Raw genomic sequence first — 17168 nt, 5'->3', positions numbered from 1 at the left:
CTTAACTTTTACTATGACCATAGTGCGGCTATAGGTACTGCATAGAGGTTTTTTCCACCAAACCCTCCGAGAGTGTGTTCTCCGGTATAAAGCACTATTCCTTTTTTGAAGCGTCTACCCGCCAGTTCTGATAATTTTTTCAGCCCCTTAAAATCATTTTCCTGAATTGAAGTGGTCGATTTGACCTCAATACCATAAAGCTGTTTTTTTCTGTCTTCTAATACGATATCTACCTCAGCCCCTTTGTGGATACTGAAATGATATGGCTTCAACATATTGTCAGTCCAGCCTAATTGTTTGATGATTTCCATCACGGCAAAATTTTCTAAAAAACCACCCGCGGTTGTCCTGTTTTCAAGCAAGCCATCACTTTCATCTCTTAAATGGCAAAGAAGGCCTGTATCATTCAAAAATATCTTCGGAGATTTCACAAATTGCCCTTCGGCATTAGGTGTCCACGCCGGTATTTTAAGTATCAGAAAAACCTGCTCTAAAAGTGCAATATATCGCTGCAATGTTGTATTTTTGATACCGGAGAGACGGGCAATATCTGAAAGGTTGATCGTACTTCCTACCCGTGTGGCTATTAATTGCAGAACATTCGGAAGTTGCATCAGACCTTCGATATTGGCAAGTTCCCGGATGTCCTTTTGTAATATGGCCGTGATATAGGATTCAAACCACTTGTTCCGCCTGCGGTCTGTAACTCTTTGTACAGCTTCCGGATATCCGCCTGTTTTTATCATCTGTACCATATCCTTCCAATCTGTCTTTATATTAGGAAAACGGTTGTCCTCAGAGATCAATGTTTTGAGAAAACGGGGCGATTGTCTCCTAATCTCATTTTGGGATAAAGGCCAAAGACGATGGATTTCTATACGTCCGGCCAGAGAATCCGCTACCTTAGGCAAGGTCATCACATCGGCAGATCCTGTTAGGATAATCCGTCTTCCCTTTCTGTCTTCATCGATTAATTTTTTAATGCTTAAAAACAGTTCCGGAGCTCTCTGTACCTCATCAATAATTACATGTTTGTCCAGACTTTCCAGAAAACCCAATGGATCTGCCAGAGCAGCGGCCAATGTTGCCGGATCATCCATTGTGATCGACCGTCCTTTGAAAACGCCTGTTTCAATAAGTTGCCTGCAAAGTGTACTCTTGCCTGTCTGTCTCGCACCTGTTATCAGTATCGCAGGAGTATCCACCAAAGCTTCCGAAATAGACCAATCTGAAAAACGATCATACATAAACAAATGTACACAATATCAATAAGATAACAAATTTTTGTGGGTAAATTTGTAATATTCAGTGGGTAAATTTGTAATATTCAGTGGGTAAATTTGTAAAAAAATAAGAAAAGAAAGAGATTGGCGAAGGCTAAAAAGCTCTTACCCGGATATATTTATTATCTTTAGACATGACAATTACATTTATTCCAACCTCGCAAGGCAATATCGCCGAAATTATATCGGATGACATCATTATCAACAATGTAGAAGAAGCGTTGGACATTATGGCTAATTGTGTATACCAAAACGCTGACATATTGCTATTATACGAAAAGAACATTACGCCTACTTTCTTTGATCTCAGCACAAAACTGGCCGGAGATATTTTACAGAAATTCTCTACCTATCGGGCAAAATTGATTATTGTAGGTGATTTCAGCACATACAATAGCAAAAGCCTTCATGATTTCATCTATGAAAGCAACAAACATAAGCGGATTAACTTTGTAGCAAACCGGGAAGAAGCCCTGGGAATCTTTGAGAGCAATTAACTCATATGTGACCTTTAAATCATCCTTGAACATGAAAAAAATAGCCCTTTTCTCCCTCGTTTTACTTTCCGCGTATGCGCTCCATTCCTGCAAGCTGACACGCTTTGTCGTATATAATTTTTCCGATATCACAGACTATAAAATATTCCCTGAGCGAAAAATAAGCAACAGTTCCTCTCCCTTTTTGTTTACCCCCGCAAATCGACAAAGCACGTTTGGCAGTTTTAAGATAGACGATACGGAAATACCATTCGACCAATACCTTGAAGACAATGAAACCGTAGCTTTCCTGGTCATACACAACGACACCATCAAGTATGAAAAATACTTTAACAAATACGATGAAAGCTCTATCGTAGCCTCCTTTTCGATGGCAAAATCCATTACCTCTATCCTGATAGGTTGCGCATTGGACGACAATCTCATCCAATCCATCGAAGAGCCTAGCACCAACTACCTTCCCGAACTGAAGAAAAATGGCTTTGAAAACATCAAGATCAAGCACTTGCTGCAAATGACCTCGGGCATCAAATTCAACGAAAGCTATTACAATCCCTTTGGCGATGCCGCCACATTTTATTACGGTACCGATCTCCGAAAAGCCGTCAAAAAAATGAGAGCAGAAACTGAGCCCGGTACACGCTTCCAGTACTCCAGCGGTAATACACAAGTGCTCGGATGGGTATTGGAGCGGGCCTTGAAAACAAAGTCTATCAGTCAGTATATGGAAGAAAAACTTTGGCAACCCTTAGGCATGGAATACCCGACAAGCTGGAGCCTCGATAAAAAGAAAGACGGCCTCGAAAAGACATTCTGCTGTATCAATGCGCGGGCAAGGGATTTTGCTAAAATTGGTAGGCTATATCTCAACAAAGGAGATTGGAACGGTCGGCAGATCGTATCCAAACACTGGGTAGAACAATCCACTCAAATCGACACATTGGATAGCAGTGCATGGTATTACCAATATCAGTGGTGGCTGGCAAGCAAAAATGGAGATTTCATGGCACGCGGACACCTTGGCCAATACATTTATGTCAATCCAGACAAAAATCTGATTATCGTTCGTTTGGGCAAAAAAGAAGGAAAAACCAATTGGTCAGGATTATTTAAGAACCTGGCTAATCTGTATTAATACCGTAGGGGCAAATAATCATTTGCCCCTACAATATTTTTTCAATAATCCTATCAGCAAACTCACTGGTCTTCAACAGCGTAGCATCCTCCATAAGGTTATAGAAATCTACCGTCACCGTTTTATCCTTGATTGTCGCCGAGAGTGCCGACACAATGGCATCTGCGGCCTCCTGCCAGCCCATATATTCCAACATCATGACTCCGCTCAAGAGTATAGAAGATGGGTTCATCGTATCTGTATTGGCAAAACGGGGCGCCGTACCGTGTGTAGCTTCGAAGATCGCATGGCCCGTCTTATAGTTGATATTTGCTCCGGGAGCTATACCAATTCCTCCTACCATAGCCGCTAATGCATCCGATATATAGTCTCCATTAAGATTCATCGTAGCGATGACCGAATAGCTCTTAGGATCAAGCAGGATTTGTTGCAGAAAATTATCCGCGATAATATCTTTGACAATGATTTTTCCGGCCTGTTCAGCTTCTTTTTGTTCTTGGTTGGCAGCCTCCTGCCCTTTGCTTTCTTTCGTGCGCTCCCACTGTCCCCATGTGTACGTATAATCGCCAAACTCCTGCTCCGCCACCTCAAAGCCCCATTGCTTGAAAGCCCCTTCGGTGAATTTCATAATATTTCCTTTATGGACAATCGTCACCGAAGGACGCTGATGTTGTATAGCGTGTTCGATAGCAGATCGGATCAACCGCTTGCATCCCTCTTCGGAAGCAATCTTGATACCCATTCCTGTTGACGACGAAAAGTCATAATCCACGTGCAAGTCCTCATTCAGAAAACGCGCTAAAGCCCTAACTTCGGGTGTACCTTCTGCAAATTCTATCCCGGCATAGATATCTTCGGTATTCTCGCGAAATACCACCATATCCACCTGCTCTGGCCGCTTGACAGGTGATGGTACACCTTCGTACCATTTTGTCGGCCGAAGGCATACATACAGATCCAACTCTTTGCGCAACGCGACATTGAGCGAGCGGATACCTCCCCCAATCGGTGTGGTCAAAGGACCTTTGATACCGACTAGATACTCTCTAAAGACAGACAAGGTTTCTTCGGGAAGCCAATTTCCTGTCTCATTGAAGGCCTTTTCTCCTGCCAGAACCTCTTTCCATATAATCTTGCGCTTTCCATCATAACACTTAGCCACAGCTGCATCAAAAACACGAACAGAAGCCCGCCAAAGATCAGGGCCTATACCGTCACCAATGATAAAGGGTATAACGGGTTCACTCGGCACCTGTAGCACGCCATTCTCCCCCATAGTAATTTTAGCACTCATATCGCTGTTTATTTTTCTTTATTGAACATATTACCGATTTCACGACTGATCTTACGGAAGATCGGCGCAGTCTTCACATCTTCGTACTCATCAATATGTTGATCTTCACGACGGCTTGGAAAGATCAGGATAAGATTCTGATGTTGGTAAAAACTTCCCACCTTCTTGCCCAGGCCATCCAGCGAATCCCGATATGAAATATCCCCGTAGCGTGAAGAGACAAATACAAGCAGTGAATCCCTTTCATTGAACGTCGCCAGACCAGCTATATTGTCCCAATCTTCCTGATTTCCGAAATTTGCGGGCACACTGGATTTCAAGTGCGCGATCATACCCTCTAAGGCCTTTTGGGTTCGCTTGTTGCACACAAACAGGACAGGCAAAGACAATTCCTGAGCCAATTTCAGCATTTTCTCCATCCAATACTGAAACCCTAGTTCCGACTCGGCCAAAGGCGGCACAAAAATAGTAATCGACTTATGGGAGGAAAAAGGTTTATCCAGACGACACATAAACAGGTTCGCATCTGTCTTATTCAATATACTTTCGGCCTTTTCACCGACGATCTTGTCCAGAAAATTAGTAGCACTGGGCCATCCCATAACAATACAGTCCGCAAAAGTCTGCTTGGCCATGTGACTGATACCACTCGGAATATTGAAGTCGACCGTAGTCAACATTTCCACCTCGGTCTCCGAACCCGAAGCATACTTGGCCATACTATCCAGGTTACGACGGGCGGTGATCAGATTTTTCTCAGCCTGTGCATCGTCCGGGACGACACTGAGCATACTGATCGGATAATGTGACCGCTTAGACTTTACCAGAGCTGCAAAATCCAATATAGGTTCCATCGTTTCCAGATTGGCAATAGGTATAAGGATCTTTTCTTCACCTTCATCGACGTGCTCCACATGAGTATGGTCTTGATGCCCTTCCAAAATGACTTTTTTGGACGCATTTTCCGTGATGATGGAAGCCACGATACAGGTGACCAAGATCAATACAATAGTACCATTCAGTACATTTTCATCAATGATGTTATTTTGATACCCCACCATAATCACAGCGAGCGTAGCAGCAGCGTGGGCATTACTAAGGCCAAATATAAGATTGCGCTGACTTTTGGTATATCGAAATACAAGCTGTGTAATCGTGGCTGCAAAAAACTTACCCGATACCGCCACTATCGTCAAGGTTGCCGCGACAATCAGTGCCATAGGCCCCTTAGTCAGTACACTTACATCCACAATCATCCCAACAGATATCAAAAAGAACGGTATGAAAATCGCATTGCCGATAAACTCTATCCTATTCATCAATGCTGAAGAGTGCGGAATCAACTTGTTCAAAGCTAACCCAGCGACAAAGGCTCCGATAATGGGTTCTAAGCCTGCTATCTCTGCTAAAAAAGCTGCAAAAAAGACCACAGTCAACACGAAGATATAATGTCCTGTCTTTTCACTGGCGACACGTTCAAAAAACCATTTTGCCAACTTTGGAATGATCCCGAACATAATAAACAGGAATACGGCAAACGATACACCCAGCGTCACCCAAAACTCTTGATTGATATTTCCCTGCGAAGCTCCTGTGATGACTGCTAAGATAATCAGCACGGCCGTATCTGTCAAAATCGTTCCCCCGATCGTAATAGCCACCGCTTCATTCTTCGAAATCCCATATCGACTTACAATCGGGTAAGAAACCAAAGTATGTGTAGCAAACATACTGGCAATCAACAAGCTGGGCAAGAAATCATAGCCCAGCAGATAATGACATACCGGAAAACCAATCGCAATAGGAATGATGAAAGTAAAAAAGCCAAAAGCTATACTTTTATTCTTCGTTTTTTTGAATTCGTTCATATCCAGTTCAAGCCCAGCTATAAACATGATATAAAGCAGCCCAATCGTAGAAAACAGGTTGACCGCAGAATTCTTCTCCAGCCAATTGAGCCCATAAGGGCCAATAATGACACCGGATATGATCAACCCAATGATGCCCGGAACCTTGATCGGTCGAAGCAATATAGGCGATAAAAGGATAATGAATAAAATTAATGTGAATATCAGAACCGGATTGGTCAGTGGTGCGTGAAACGCCTCTATTAAATGGTCAATTACCTTATTATTCATAAAAATCTTTAAACACTCAAAAAAACAGAATGTAGGAAATATACAAAAAATAGTTTAAATAATGGAAAAAGACTTCGGAAGTCTTTTTCCATTATTTAAACTGTATCGTCTTTATGGGAGAAATACGCGATATCAACATCGAAGGGACAAACAGCACCAACAAGGCGATAGTGACCAATGCTAAGTTCAATAGTGCGGCCTCTTGCCACCCTATCGTCATCGGCACATAATCAATATAGTAAATGGAAGGATCTAGTTTGAAAAAGTGGAGCTTCGTCTGAAAAGCATACAACAACCACGTGATGATATTGCCAATCAACAAACCAGATCCGATCAGATAACATGAATTATACAGAAATATCCGCCGTATCGCCCTATTTTTCATCCCTAACGATTTCAGTATCCCAATCATCGACGTACGTTCCAAAATAGTAATCAATAGCGCTGAGATCATGTTTATGACCGCGACAATTACCATCAGCACAAAGATAATATCATCATTCATATCCAGCATATCCAACCAATTGAAGATATCGGGCAAATGTTCGACGACGTTGGTTGCCTTCATATCTATCGGCAATTCCTCATTGACTAATTGGGTAGTTTGTTCCAATGCGGCAAAATCAGCGATACGTATCTCGTAGGCCCCGGCATCTTCCTTGCCCAAGTTGTCCAACCGACGGATCAGATCCAAAGCACCGATGACATAAGAATTGTCCAATTCTGCCGAATTGGTTCGAAAGACACCCTTTACACGGAGTTTGCGTTTTCGATTTCTGTTTTCCTGGACAAAATTCATGATAAAACTACTGTCCACATCCAGTTCCAAACGATCCGCCAAATATTCCGATATCAATATTTGGTCATTGGCTCCGGAACTGAAATCCAACGTATCACCCCTTACCAATATATGTTCCAAATATTTTTGCTGATAGTTTTTCTCAATACCTTTGAGCACCACCCCTTCCACCTCTCCATTGACGTTCATAATGCCAATCTTGGTCGCAAAGGGGGAGACAGAAAGCACATTGGGCAAGTTTCGGATAGCCTCTATATCCCCAGTCGAAAGGGCAATAGGCATATACTCTGAAGCTGAATTGATATCTTGCTTGACGATCATGATGTCACTGAAAAAACCGCGCTGCTTGGCCGTGACCTCATCCTTGAATCCCCGCAAAATAGCTACGGACAACGTAATGGCCAGTATTGCCAAAGCCAAAGCGCCAATAGTGACCCGTATAATCAATTTCGAAAAGGTACGTTGACCCCGGAATACAATTCGCTTCGCTAAAAATAATGGAAAATTCAAGCTTAAATTAAATTTGTAACTTCGCAAAGTTAATAAATAAAACAAGAAAGTTATCGAGGTTATAGAAATGCGAATAATATTCATGGGGACACCAGAATTTGCGGTCGAATCCCTCAAATCCTTAGTAGAATCTGGAGAAAACGTAGTAGCTGTCATCACTGCACCTGACAAGCCTGCCGGCAGAGGTCAAAAGATCCAGCAGTCCGCCGTCAAGCAATATGCGTTAAGTGAGCATATCCCTGTCCTTCAGCCCGAGAAACTCAAAGACCCGGTATTTTTGGAAGAATTGCAATCCTATAAAGCCGATTTGCAAGTGGTCGTAGCTTTCCGCATGCTGCCCGAAGTCGTCTGGAACATGCCCCCCTTAGGCACCATCAATGTGCATGCCTCCCTGCTTCCACAGTACAGAGGTGCGGCCCCTATCAACCATGCTATCATCAATGGCGAGACAGAAACCGGCGTAACTACCTTTCTGTTGCAACACGAGATCGATACCGGGAATATATTGCTTACCGAAAAGGTGGATATCGGAAGTACGGATACAGCGGGCATATTGCATGACAAATTGAGGGCCGCCGGAGCCCGCACATTGCTCAAAACCATCGAAGGTCTGAAGAAAAATACGTTGATCCCCATTTCCCAGGCTGACATATCGACAGCACAACTGAAGCATGCCCCGAAAATCTTTAAGGAAGACTGCGAGATAGACTGGAACAATAGTACGGCAACCATCTATGACAAAATAAGGGGACTCAGTCCCTACCCTACAGCCTTTACCTTGTTGGAAGGGAAAGTATTAAAAATCTTTGAAACAGAAAAAGAGATTATTAACCATGATTTGAAACCAGGCACCTATCAGACGGACGAAAAAACCTATTTAAAATTTACGGCAAAAGATGGCTATATCCATCTGAGGAGGGTGCAGATTGAGGGCAAAAAAAAGATGGATATCGATGAGTTTTTAAGAGGGTATCGCTTCGAATAGCAAAGCGCTATTCCCCGTAAACGATAATATCTCCTGGCTGACAATCCAATGCTTCACATATAGCCGCCAATGTACTCATGCGTATGGCTTTTGCCTTCTGGTTCTTCAGAATGGAAAGATTGGACAGCGTAATGCCTACACGTCGGCTCAATTCATTAAGAGAAACATTTCTCTTGGCCATCATTTCGTCTAATCGTATAATTATCTTCATGACTATTTAGATTTTACTAATGAAAAACAAATCGCCTAAGAAATAGTTTTAACTAACTTTTCTAAAAGTCAAAACTCATAAAAAAGTTAAATATTTACTAAAAAGCTGCCAAAAGCGCAAAGTGGAACGATTTTTGAGGTAAATCATTGATTTTATTCGCATGGCTAACATGCTAATAATGAGGGAATAATTCACATATTTTTTACAATAAGATTATACTATTTTTAGTATTTTTGCGTTCATTTTAAGAAGAAGTTAAAATAAATTAATGAGACAGCTCAAAATTACACAATCGATCACTAATCGTGAATCTCAATCCTTAGACAAGTATTTGCATGAAATCGGAAAAGTGGACTTGATTACAGCTGAAGAAGAGGTAGTCCTGGCACAACGTATTCGCGAAGGAGATCAAGTGGCATTGGAGAAGTTGACAAAAACCAATTTACGTTTCGTTGTTTCCGTAGCAAAACAATACCAGAATCAAGGTCTTACTTTGGGTGACTTGATCAATGAAGGTAACTTAGGACTTATCAAAGCAGCAAAGCGTTTCGACGAAACAAAAGGGTTTAAGTTCATTTCCTATGCGGTGTGGTGGATCCGTCAATCTATTTTGCAAGCTATCGCTGAACAATCACGTATCGTACGTTTACCTTTAAATCAAGTAGGTTCATTAAGCAAGATCAGCAAAGCTTTTTCAAAATTAGAGCAGGAATATGAGCGTGAACCGTCTCCCGAAGAACTGGCAGACATTCTCGAAACAACTGTAGACAAAGTCTCGGACACATTGAGCAATTCGGGCCGTCACGTGTCTATGGATGCCCCTTTCGTACAAGGTGAGGAAAACACGCTCTTGGACGTATTGGAAAATGCCGATCCAGACACCGACAGTTCATTGATCGATGAGTCACTGTCCGAAGAAATCAAACGTTCGTTGTCTACATTGACAGAAAGAGAACGGGAAATCATTGTCTTATTCTTCGGTATTGGTTCCAACCATCCGCTATCACTTGAAGAGATTGGTGAGAAATTCAGCCTTACGAGAGAGCGTGTACGTCAGATCAAGGATAAGGCCTTGCAACGACTACGTCACACTTCTCGAAGCAAAATTTTAAAATCTTATTTAGGCTAAACGATAGCCAACACATGATAAAAGCACAAGTGACCCTTGTGCTTTTTTGTTTTTATATCATGGCTATCCCTATCCAGACGCTGGCGCACGAACCACGAAGTGCACTAACATTTGATTAATAGCACAATTTTTAGATTCCTCCTATTCCCGAATGCTTTCGGGACAGGCTGTCGGAATGACAAAAAGAGGGTACAGACATTCTCTTTTAGTTTTAGAAACTTCGGACATCTCGTTTCACCTTCTCTAGAGTTCTCCTGTCTTCATCAAGGTTGCCGCATAATCGGCAGCTCTCGCCGTCAAGGCCATAAAGGTCAAGGACGGATTTTGGTTTCCGGTACTGATCATACAAGCTCCGTCGGTCACAAACACATTTTTACAATGATGCATTTGGTTATGGGCATTCAATAAGGAAGTCTGTGGATCATGTCCCATCCGCACACCGCCCATATCGTGTACTTCCAGTCCGGGCTGTCTTCCAAAACTCTCGTGACGGTCTACAGTATAAATATTTTCACATCCAGCCTTTCGTAGCATCGCAGTACCTTCTTTGAAAAAATCTTCCATCATGGCAATGTCATTGTCATCATAGTCAACCGAAGTAATCAATTGGGGGATACCATATTTGTCGACTTGACTATCACTCAGTCGCACATGGTTTTCTTCCCGCGGCAAAACTTCTCCCTGCATCATCATCGACACTTTCCATCCGCCCACTTCCGACAGCGCATCTTTAAAAGCAGCTCCCAGGCCCATATTATCCAACTCCCTCTTCCAGGTTTCCCTTTGCGCAGAAAAAGCTATCAAATAACTGCCTTTGAAGTCAGCAGCTTCCGAATGTATATTCCTAAACGCCGGCATAAAGACCTGCGTGGGCCTACGACCATAGTAATATTTGTCTTCGAAACCCGGCATCGTAGCGCCAATAGTTCCTCTATAATTGTGAAAAGTAATATACTTGCCCAATAATCCATTTTTATTGCCCAAACCTTGAGGAAAATAGGATGAACGGGAATTCAACAAGATCAGGTTGGAGTTCAATGTTGCAGCATTCAGAAAGATAACCTTAGCAGTATACACTTTCTTCGAACGATCCTTCGTATCTATCACACTGACTCCCGTAGCCTTTTGCAGTTTTTCGTCGTACAATACCTTCTCTACGACAGCATCTGTCACTATGGTAAGGTTACCGGTCTTTTCGGCATAGGGCAACGTAGAGGAGTTTGCACTGAAATATCCGCCAAAAGGACAACCACGCTCGCACATAGAGCGAGCCATACACTGTGTCCGGCCCTGCTTGATCTGTTCTTCTTTTATTCCAGCCAAATTGGCACATCGGCCTATAATAGCCTTTCGATCCGGGTAATGTTGATGAATAGCTGACGCGATATGTTTCTCCACGGCATTCATCTCGAATGCGCCGACCACTTCGCTATCCGGCATATTGTCTATACCGTCCTTTGTTCCCGATATACCGATAAATTTTTCAACGTGTGAATACCAAGATGCAATATCTTTGTAACGTATGGGCCAGTCTATACCGTAATCGAAACGTTGAGGACTGGTAAACTCATAATCACTCCACCGCTGCGTCTGTCTGGCCCACAATAGGGACTTGCCTCCTACCTGGTACCCTCGTATCCACTGAAACGGTTTCTCCTGTATATAGTCCTGTTCGCCAGTATGCATATAAAAATGCGATGTGGATTCATTGAAAGCGTAATGCTCACCTATACCCGGATTTAACTCTACATCAGCTCTGGTCTTGTGAATACGATGTTCAAATTCCCAGGGATCCATATTCGCCGTAGGGTAGTCTTTGATGTGTTTGACCATCCGCCCACGCTCGATAACCAAGGTCTTGAAACCTTTCTCACAAAACTCTTTTGCCGCCCAGCTGCCACTCAGCCCCGAGCCTACAACGATAACATCAAAATCCTGGTTTAGATTCATAGGGTCCAAAGTACGTATATTGACTTAATCGGTCAAGTACATTACACAAATGTTACGGAAAAAAGAAAAGTAATTATATACTTTGATAACCAACTTTACAGAGGCTTGGATAAGTTTGGTTTACGTGTCACTGTTCAGTATGTTTATTGGTTTTGTCTTTTGGTACAAAGGTCTGGCACAGGGTGGAACAGCCACCGTAGGACAGTTGCAATTACTACAACCTTTTTTTGGTTTGGCATTGGCGGCTTGGTTGCTTCATGAAAATGTAAGTATAGGTATGTTAGCCGTTACACTTGGAGTGATCCTGTGTGTAGCAGGTACAAAGAAATTTGCAAAGTGAGAAAATTGAGCCTATAAAGTCCGGTACAACTCCAGATACCTGGCGATAGCCTCTCTTTTTTTGTCCGTAAGGTGAAAGTCCAGGCTTTCTGTCAAATAGGTCAAATAATCGAAGTTTTCGTAAAGCGGCAAGCCTTCTATCACATCTGTAGCATGCGCTACACCATGGGCCAATGCACGGTCAAACTCTTCCACAAAATCTTGTGGCAACTCTTTATTGGCTACCCAAACTGCAAAAGCAAATGGAAGACCCGTGAATTGTTTCCAATAATAACCTAAATCATAGGCATACGGTACCGTATCCTTTTTCCCAAAAGTGCGGTCACCGATCAGCACATAAGCATCGGACTCTCCATCATCCACGAGCTGAACCTCATGATTCCAATAATACCGGAGCAATATCCTCGCCAATCCATTGGACGTCCTCGATTGCTTATCCAGTTTAATGGTACTAACGTTCTCTATAGGTTTATCCGAAAATATAAATACGGAATCGACTTTTCCCTCCGCTCCTATACAGTAGTTGCTGATGATCTGTGCATTCGGAATATCGAGCAGAGCTGCAATGGGAATAATACCGAGATCTACTTCGTTCTTTATTACTTTACGTGCACATTCTGCGGGATAGTCTACCTGCAGGTCAATCTGCTGCATGACAGGTGAAGATTTTATACCTTGGATAAATGGCAGTGTGTTGGTGTAACTTACTGCGGAAATCTTAATTTTATTCATTACAGAGACGCTAAGTGTGCCGTATTGTAATAATCTATGATGGAAAACTCGTTATAGTCATATTCCAGGACATATAGGGCAGTATTGGTATGGGGAAAATCGTCCATTTGGCACACCGGGATATCGGTCAAATGACAAAGTAATATACGTAGTGCTCTGCCGTGCATACAAACCAATACGGTCTCCTCATCTTTCTGTTGGAGCATATGTGTTATCGCCTCTTTTTGACGAGCGACCAATTCGTTGGGGGACTCACCATTCTCTATGCAATGATCCAAATCATTGTTTCGCCAGCGACCGATCACGGTCTCGAAGCCCTTCATGATAGATTCGTTTTGTTCTTTTCCCTCATAAATGCCCCAACTGATCTCGTCTAACCCTTCCAATTCTTCATAGGGAATCCCCAATTGTACAAAGGGTGCTACCGTTTGATGGGTACGCAGTAAGGTCGATGTATATATTTTATCAAAAGGAATATTTTTGTAGTGCTCAAAAAAGGCTTTTGCCTGTTTCAAACCGTTTGTGTTGAGGGGGGTATTGACACCCCTTCCTTGTACGATCCCTTTGAGATTAAGGTCTGTCTGTCCGTGTCTGATGAAATAAAAAGTCTTCTTCAAATCTTAATATGATATCTGTTTTTGGTAATTATACATTTCTTTAACCAAACTTTGCCGTCCTTTCGATGAGGAGGTACGACGAAGAGAACCGAACGAAGTGAGCTCTACGAAGTAAAATCTATGGCCAAGTAGGAGATTAACCCTGTTCAACCATAGATTTATCTGCGATGAGCTCGCATTGCTCGGTTCTCCTCATTCTTCGTCGAAATGACGAGTTGGTTACTAAACTGTTTTTTTAAGTGCTTCACATTTTAAAAGGGAGAACCCGAAAGATTTGTCATTCTGACAAAGTAAGAATCTAAAACCATTTTGAACGCATTAAAAAAATAGATTCTTCGTACCTAGGAATGACATAAACAACGGCAACCGCTACTTTTCGGACACTCCCGTCAATTCACAACCGGAAGCGCATAATACTTAGCAGGTTTATCCTCTTCAAATACTACATCCTTGTAGTCTGTGACGACGTTGTACAGTGTATCCCGTTCGATAGGATGACGGCCCACATTCCGAATCAATTCCACCAATTCTTTGGTGCTCATTGCCGGATTTTGCTCTTCCGCACCTGCCATACTATAAATTTTGGTCGTGTCATCCAGTGTACCATCAATATCATCCACACCGTATGCCAACGACAATTGAGCTGTATCACGTGAAATCATCGCCCAATAAGCTTTGACATGGTCGAAATTATCCAGATAGATACGTGCCACAGCATAGTTACGCAGGTCTTCCACAACGGATACTTCGGGCACATCCGACATTTGATTGTCTTTATTCCTGAATTTCAAAGGGATAAACGTTTGAAAACCTCCAGTACGATCCTGCAATTGACGCAATCTATCCATATGGTCTATACGATGCCAAAACTCTTCGATATGTCCATAAAGCATAGTAGCATTCGTATGCATACCCAATTTATGCGCCTGCTCGTGGATATCCAACCATTGTTCGGCCGTACATTTATCATGGGCGATTTTCTCCCGGACGTCGGAATGGAATATCTCAGCCCCTCCTCCCGGCATGGAGTCCAACCCACATGCCTGAAGATATCTCAACCCTTCGTAATGGCTTAACTTCGCTTTTTTGAAAATATAATAGTACTCTACAGGTGTGAGCCCCTTGATATGTAGCTCCGGACGATGTGCCTTACATTTTTTGAAAAACTCCGCATAAAATTCCAGATTTTGCTTAGGTACGACACCACCCGTGATGTGGACTTCGGTCACAGGCTCGTCGTCATACCTACGTACGATATCCATCATCCCCTCCACATCCATTTCCCAACCTTCCTCACGTTGCTTGATCATTCGTGAATACGAACAGAATTTGCAATCGTAGACACAGACATTGGTAGGTTCTATATGAAAATTGCGGTTGAAATAGGTCTTGTCCCCATGTCTCTTTTCACGGATATAATTGGCGAGTACACCTAAATAGTTTAAATCTCCTTTTTCATAAAGAAGTACGCCTTCATCAAAAGTAATCCGTTCACTTTCTCTTACTTTTTCGGCTATGCGTTTTAGATCCGTATCTAAATTTCTATTGTTTATTAAAAAACCTAATTTTTGCTCTGCATTCATAAGCGCTCTTCTTCCTATACAAAGGTATCAAAAAACAATGGTAATATCATTGTAGAGACACCATGCATTGTGTCTCTACTACGCATCTACAAATTGCTGCATGTCGATCAGCCTCTTGTACAGTCCATGGCGACTGATCAACTCCAAGTGCGTCCCCTGTTCTACAACCCTACCCCCATCGATCACAATGATCTTATCAGCATTTTGAATAGTGCTCAATCGGTGGGCAATAACGACCGTCGTCCTGTTTTCCATCAATTTGTACAAGGAATCCTGCACCAGTCTTTCCGACTCTGTATCCAGTGCCGATGTAGCCTCATCCAATAGCATGATAGGTGGATTCTTTAATACAGCACGCGCTATGCATAAACGTTGCTTCTGTCCACCCGAAAGTTTTGTTCCCCGGTCACCTATATTGGTATCGTAGCCACTACTCAATTTCTCAATAAACTCATGTGCATTCGCAATCTTGGCGGCTGCGACCACTTCTTCTATCGTAGCAGATTGATTGGCAAATGCAATATTATTGAATACGGTATCATTGAACAAAATTGACTCCTGGTTGACTACCCCGATCAGGTTGCGCAACGAGTCTTGTTTCAAGTCGCGTAGATCCTTACCATCAAAATAAACTGCTCCTTGGGTAACGTCCATAAAACGTGGTATCAAGTCGACTAACGTAGACTTTCCTCCACCCGATGGTCCTACCAACGCGACGGTCTGTCCCTTTTTGACTTCTATATTGATATCGGACAATACTTCTTTGGTATCATCATACGCAAAATGTACCTGATCAAACTCTATCGCACTTTCAAAAGAAGTGACAGCAATGGCATTTTCTTTGTCTACAACTTCATTTTTTTCATCGATCAGTTGGAGTACACGTTCACCGGCAGCGATACCGTGATGTATATTGGCAAACGAATCGGTCAACGCTTTGGCCGGACGCATGACTTGTGAAAACAGGGCAATATAGGCAATAAACTCCGAAGCCTTCAATTCACCCTGCCCCGTCAGCACCAGATGCCCACCATACAACAGGATAATGGCCACCATCACTACCCCCAACAATTCCGACACCGGAGATCCCAACTGCTGGCGACGTACCATTCGACGCATGATCTTGGCATAGTAGCTGTTCTCGTTGTGAAAACGGTGCTTGACAAAATCCGATGCGTTGAAAGCCTTGATAATACGAACCCCGGATAGCGCCTCATCCAAATAGGAGATCATATTACTGTATGATTTCTGTCCTTCAATGGCTTGCGCTTTCAATGTCTTGACAATACGTGAAATGATAAATGCGGAAATAGGAATGACCATCAATGAAAACAGGGTCAATTTGGCCGAAATAGCAAAAAGCATAAAAACGTAGGCAATAAGCTGTAGCGGTTCTTTAAATATAACCTGCAAAGTCCCTGTCACTGAATACTGTACAACTTGTACATCGGAGGATACTTTGGACATGATATCTCCTTTACGTTGGTTGGAGAAAAAACCCAAATGCTTATCCATCACACTATCGAATACAACACGTCTCAAATTTAACAAGGTGTTGATCCTAAAATTCTCCATCACACGCTGGGAGAAGTACCTGAACAGATTACTGATAAAGACAGAAATAATGATACCTATGCAAACATACTTCAATGCATCGTAAGCACCGAATTGCGTGTACATCCTATCCGCATAGTAAGTAAACCATTCCGGCAGGTCGAATGCACTTTCGGGCTTGGTAATAACAATATCGCTTCCATCAATATCCGTTCCCGACCCCTTGAACAGCACTTGCAGCAGTGGTGCCAATAAAGCTAAATTTAACGTACCAAATACCACGGTGATGACCGTAAAGATAACGTATGGTATAGCATATTTTTCAATAGGCTTGGCAAAGGACAATAATCTAAAATATGTCTTCATCTATTAAACTAAGCTACAAACTTAGATAAATTCCTTTTCATATGCA

Annotated in this window: 15 protein-coding genes; 5 read left to right on the top strand and 10 right to left on the bottom strand. The window is 42.5% G+C overall.

Going from position 1 to position 17168, the window contains the following annotated elements:
- Positions 1–11: 11 nt before the first annotated feature.
- A complete protein-coding gene (locus tag G5B00_RS12630) occupies positions 12–1247 on the bottom strand; it encodes an ATP-binding protein (RefSeq protein ID WP_163875826.1) in 1236 nt (411 codons plus the stop codon).
- Between the two features lie 170 nt (positions 1248–1417).
- Here G5B00_RS12630 and G5B00_RS12625 point away from each other — a divergent pair, with 170 nt between their 5' ends.
- Both G5B00_RS12625 and G5B00_RS12620 read left to right on the top strand, forming a co-directional pair.
- The gene (locus G5B00_RS12625; protein WP_163875823.1) at positions 1418–1780 is read left to right on the top strand and encodes a DUF4180 domain-containing protein; all 363 of its coding nucleotides are present in this window, start codon (positions 1418–1420) and stop codon (positions 1778–1780) included.
- A gap of 31 nt (positions 1781–1811) precedes the next feature.
- Entirely contained in the window at positions 1812–2915 is a 1104-nt protein-coding gene (locus G5B00_RS12620) for a serine hydrolase domain-containing protein (RefSeq protein ID WP_163875820.1), read from the top strand.
- A gap of 28 nt (positions 2916–2943) precedes the next feature.
- On the opposite strand, the gene icd is transcribed toward G5B00_RS12620, so the two are convergent.
- From icd to G5B00_RS12605, 3 genes are all read right to left on the bottom strand, one after another.
- Positions 2944–4209, bottom strand: a complete 1266-nt coding sequence (gene icd, locus G5B00_RS12615; protein WP_163875818.1) for an NADP-dependent isocitrate dehydrogenase — start codon at positions 4207–4209, stop codon at positions 2944–2946.
- An 8-nt stretch (positions 4210–4217) separates the two neighbouring features.
- Positions 4218–6347: a cation:proton antiporter gene (locus tag G5B00_RS12610; protein ID WP_163875815.1), complete on the bottom strand. Its 2130-nt coding sequence runs from the start codon at positions 6345–6347 to the stop codon at positions 4218–4220.
- Positions 6348–6438: 91 nt separating this feature from the next.
- Positions 6439–7656: an ABC transporter permease gene (locus G5B00_RS12605; protein WP_163875812.1), complete on the bottom strand. Its 1218-nt coding sequence runs from the start codon at positions 7654–7656 to the stop codon at positions 6439–6441.
- Positions 7657–7723: 67 nt separating this feature from the next.
- Between G5B00_RS12605 and fmt the strand changes: the two genes are divergently transcribed.
- A complete protein-coding gene (gene fmt, locus G5B00_RS12600) occupies positions 7724–8641 on the top strand; it encodes a methionyl-tRNA formyltransferase (protein ID WP_163875809.1) in 918 nt (305 codons plus the stop codon).
- 7 nt (positions 8642–8648) lie between these two features.
- On the opposite strand, the gene G5B00_RS12595 is transcribed toward fmt, so the two are convergent.
- Positions 8649–8852, bottom strand: a complete 204-nt coding sequence (locus G5B00_RS12595; protein WP_163875806.1) for a helix-turn-helix domain-containing protein — start codon at positions 8850–8852, stop codon at positions 8649–8651.
- A gap of 268 nt (positions 8853–9120) precedes the next feature.
- Between G5B00_RS12595 and G5B00_RS12590 the strand changes: the two genes are divergently transcribed.
- On the top strand, positions 9121–9981 hold the full coding sequence (locus G5B00_RS12590) for an RNA polymerase sigma factor RpoD/SigA (RefSeq protein WP_163875803.1): 861 nt from the start codon (positions 9121–9123) through the stop codon (positions 9979–9981).
- A 243-nt stretch (positions 9982–10224) separates the two neighbouring features.
- On the opposite strand, the gene G5B00_RS12585 is transcribed toward G5B00_RS12590, so the two are convergent.
- Entirely contained in the window at positions 10225–11931 is a 1707-nt protein-coding gene (locus G5B00_RS12585; protein ID WP_163875800.1) for a GMC oxidoreductase, read from the bottom strand.
- An 82-nt stretch (positions 11932–12013) separates the two neighbouring features.
- Here G5B00_RS12585 and G5B00_RS12580 point away from each other — a divergent pair, with 82 nt between their 5' ends.
- Complete coding sequence (locus G5B00_RS12580; protein ID WP_240894481.1) at positions 12014–12271, top strand: EamA family transporter; 258 nt, start codon at positions 12014–12016, stop codon at positions 12269–12271.
- Positions 12272–12282: 11 nt separating this feature from the next.
- Here the strand turns inward: G5B00_RS12580 and G5B00_RS12575 are convergent, their stop codons facing one another.
- The 4 genes from G5B00_RS12575 to G5B00_RS12560 form a co-directional block, all read right to left on the bottom strand.
- Positions 12283–13002, bottom strand: coding sequence for a menaquinone biosynthetic enzyme MqnA/MqnD family protein (locus G5B00_RS12575; protein ID WP_163875797.1), 720 nt, complete (start codon positions 13000–13002; stop codon positions 12283–12285).
- Entirely contained in the window at positions 13002–13619 is a 618-nt protein-coding gene (locus G5B00_RS12570; protein ID WP_163875794.1) for a histidine phosphatase family protein, read from the bottom strand. Before G5B00_RS12570 ends, G5B00_RS12575 begins: the two co-directional genes overlap by 1 nt.
- A gap of 389 nt (positions 13620–14008) precedes the next feature.
- Positions 14009–15202 (bottom strand): aminofutalosine synthase MqnE, encoded by a 1194-nt coding sequence (gene mqnE / locus G5B00_RS12565; RefSeq protein WP_163875791.1) that lies wholly within the window; start codon positions 15200–15202, stop codon positions 14009–14011.
- 78 nt (positions 15203–15280) lie between these two features.
- Positions 15281–17122, bottom strand: coding sequence for an ABC transporter ATP-binding protein (locus tag G5B00_RS12560; RefSeq protein ID WP_163875788.1), 1842 nt, complete (start codon positions 17120–17122; stop codon positions 15281–15283).
- Positions 17123–17168 lie beyond the last annotated feature (46 nt).

Source organism: Parapedobacter sp. SGR-10, from assembly GCF_011030405.1.
Taxonomy (GTDB): domain Bacteria; phylum Bacteroidota; class Bacteroidia; order Sphingobacteriales; family Sphingobacteriaceae; genus Sphingobacterium.
The sequence above is the reverse complement of the archived record's forward strand: the minus strand, read 5'-3'. Positions and strand labels throughout refer to the sequence as shown.

Bases quoted from the DNA above. Each gene is read 5' to 3' on its own strand.
- G5B00_RS12610 (WP_163875815.1), bottom strand. From the start codon at position 6,347: ATGAATAATAAGGTAATTGACCATTTAATAGAGGCGTTTCACGCACCA.
- G5B00_RS12585 (WP_163875800.1), bottom strand. From the start codon at position 11,931: ATGAATCTAAACCAGGATTTTGATGTTATCGTTGTAGGCTCGGGGCTG.
- fmt (WP_163875809.1), top strand. From the start codon at position 7,724: ATGCGAATAATATTCATGGGGACACCAGAATTTGCGGTCGAATCCCTC.
- G5B00_RS12630 (WP_163875826.1), bottom strand. From the start codon at position 1,247: ATGTATGATCGTTTTTCAGATTGGTCTATTTCGGAAGCTTTGGTGGAT.
- G5B00_RS12620 (WP_163875820.1), top strand. From the start codon at position 1,812: ATGAAAAAAATAGCCCTTTTCTCCCTCGTTTTACTTTCCGCGTATGCG.
- G5B00_RS12625 (WP_163875823.1), top strand. From the start codon at position 1,418: ATGACAATTACATTTATTCCAACCTCGCAAGGCAATATCGCCGAAATT.
- icd (WP_163875818.1), bottom strand. From the start codon at position 4,209: ATGAGTGCTAAAATTACTATGGGGGAGAATGGCGTGCTACAGGTGCCG.
- mqnE (WP_163875791.1), bottom strand. From the start codon at position 15,202: ATGAATGCAGAGCAAAAATTAGGTTTTTTAATAAACAATAGAAATTTA.
- G5B00_RS12595 (WP_163875806.1), bottom strand. From the start codon at position 8,852: ATGAAGATAATTATACGATTAGACGAAATGATGGCCAAGAGAAATGTT.
- G5B00_RS12560 (WP_163875788.1), bottom strand. From the start codon at position 17,122: ATGAAGACATATTTTAGATTATTGTCCTTTGCCAAGCCTATTGAAAAA.
- G5B00_RS12590 (WP_163875803.1), top strand. From the start codon at position 9,121: ATGAGACAGCTCAAAATTACACAATCGATCACTAATCGTGAATCTCAA.
- G5B00_RS12575 (WP_163875797.1), bottom strand. From the start codon at position 13,002: ATGAATAAAATTAAGATTTCCGCAGTAAGTTACACCAACACACTGCCA.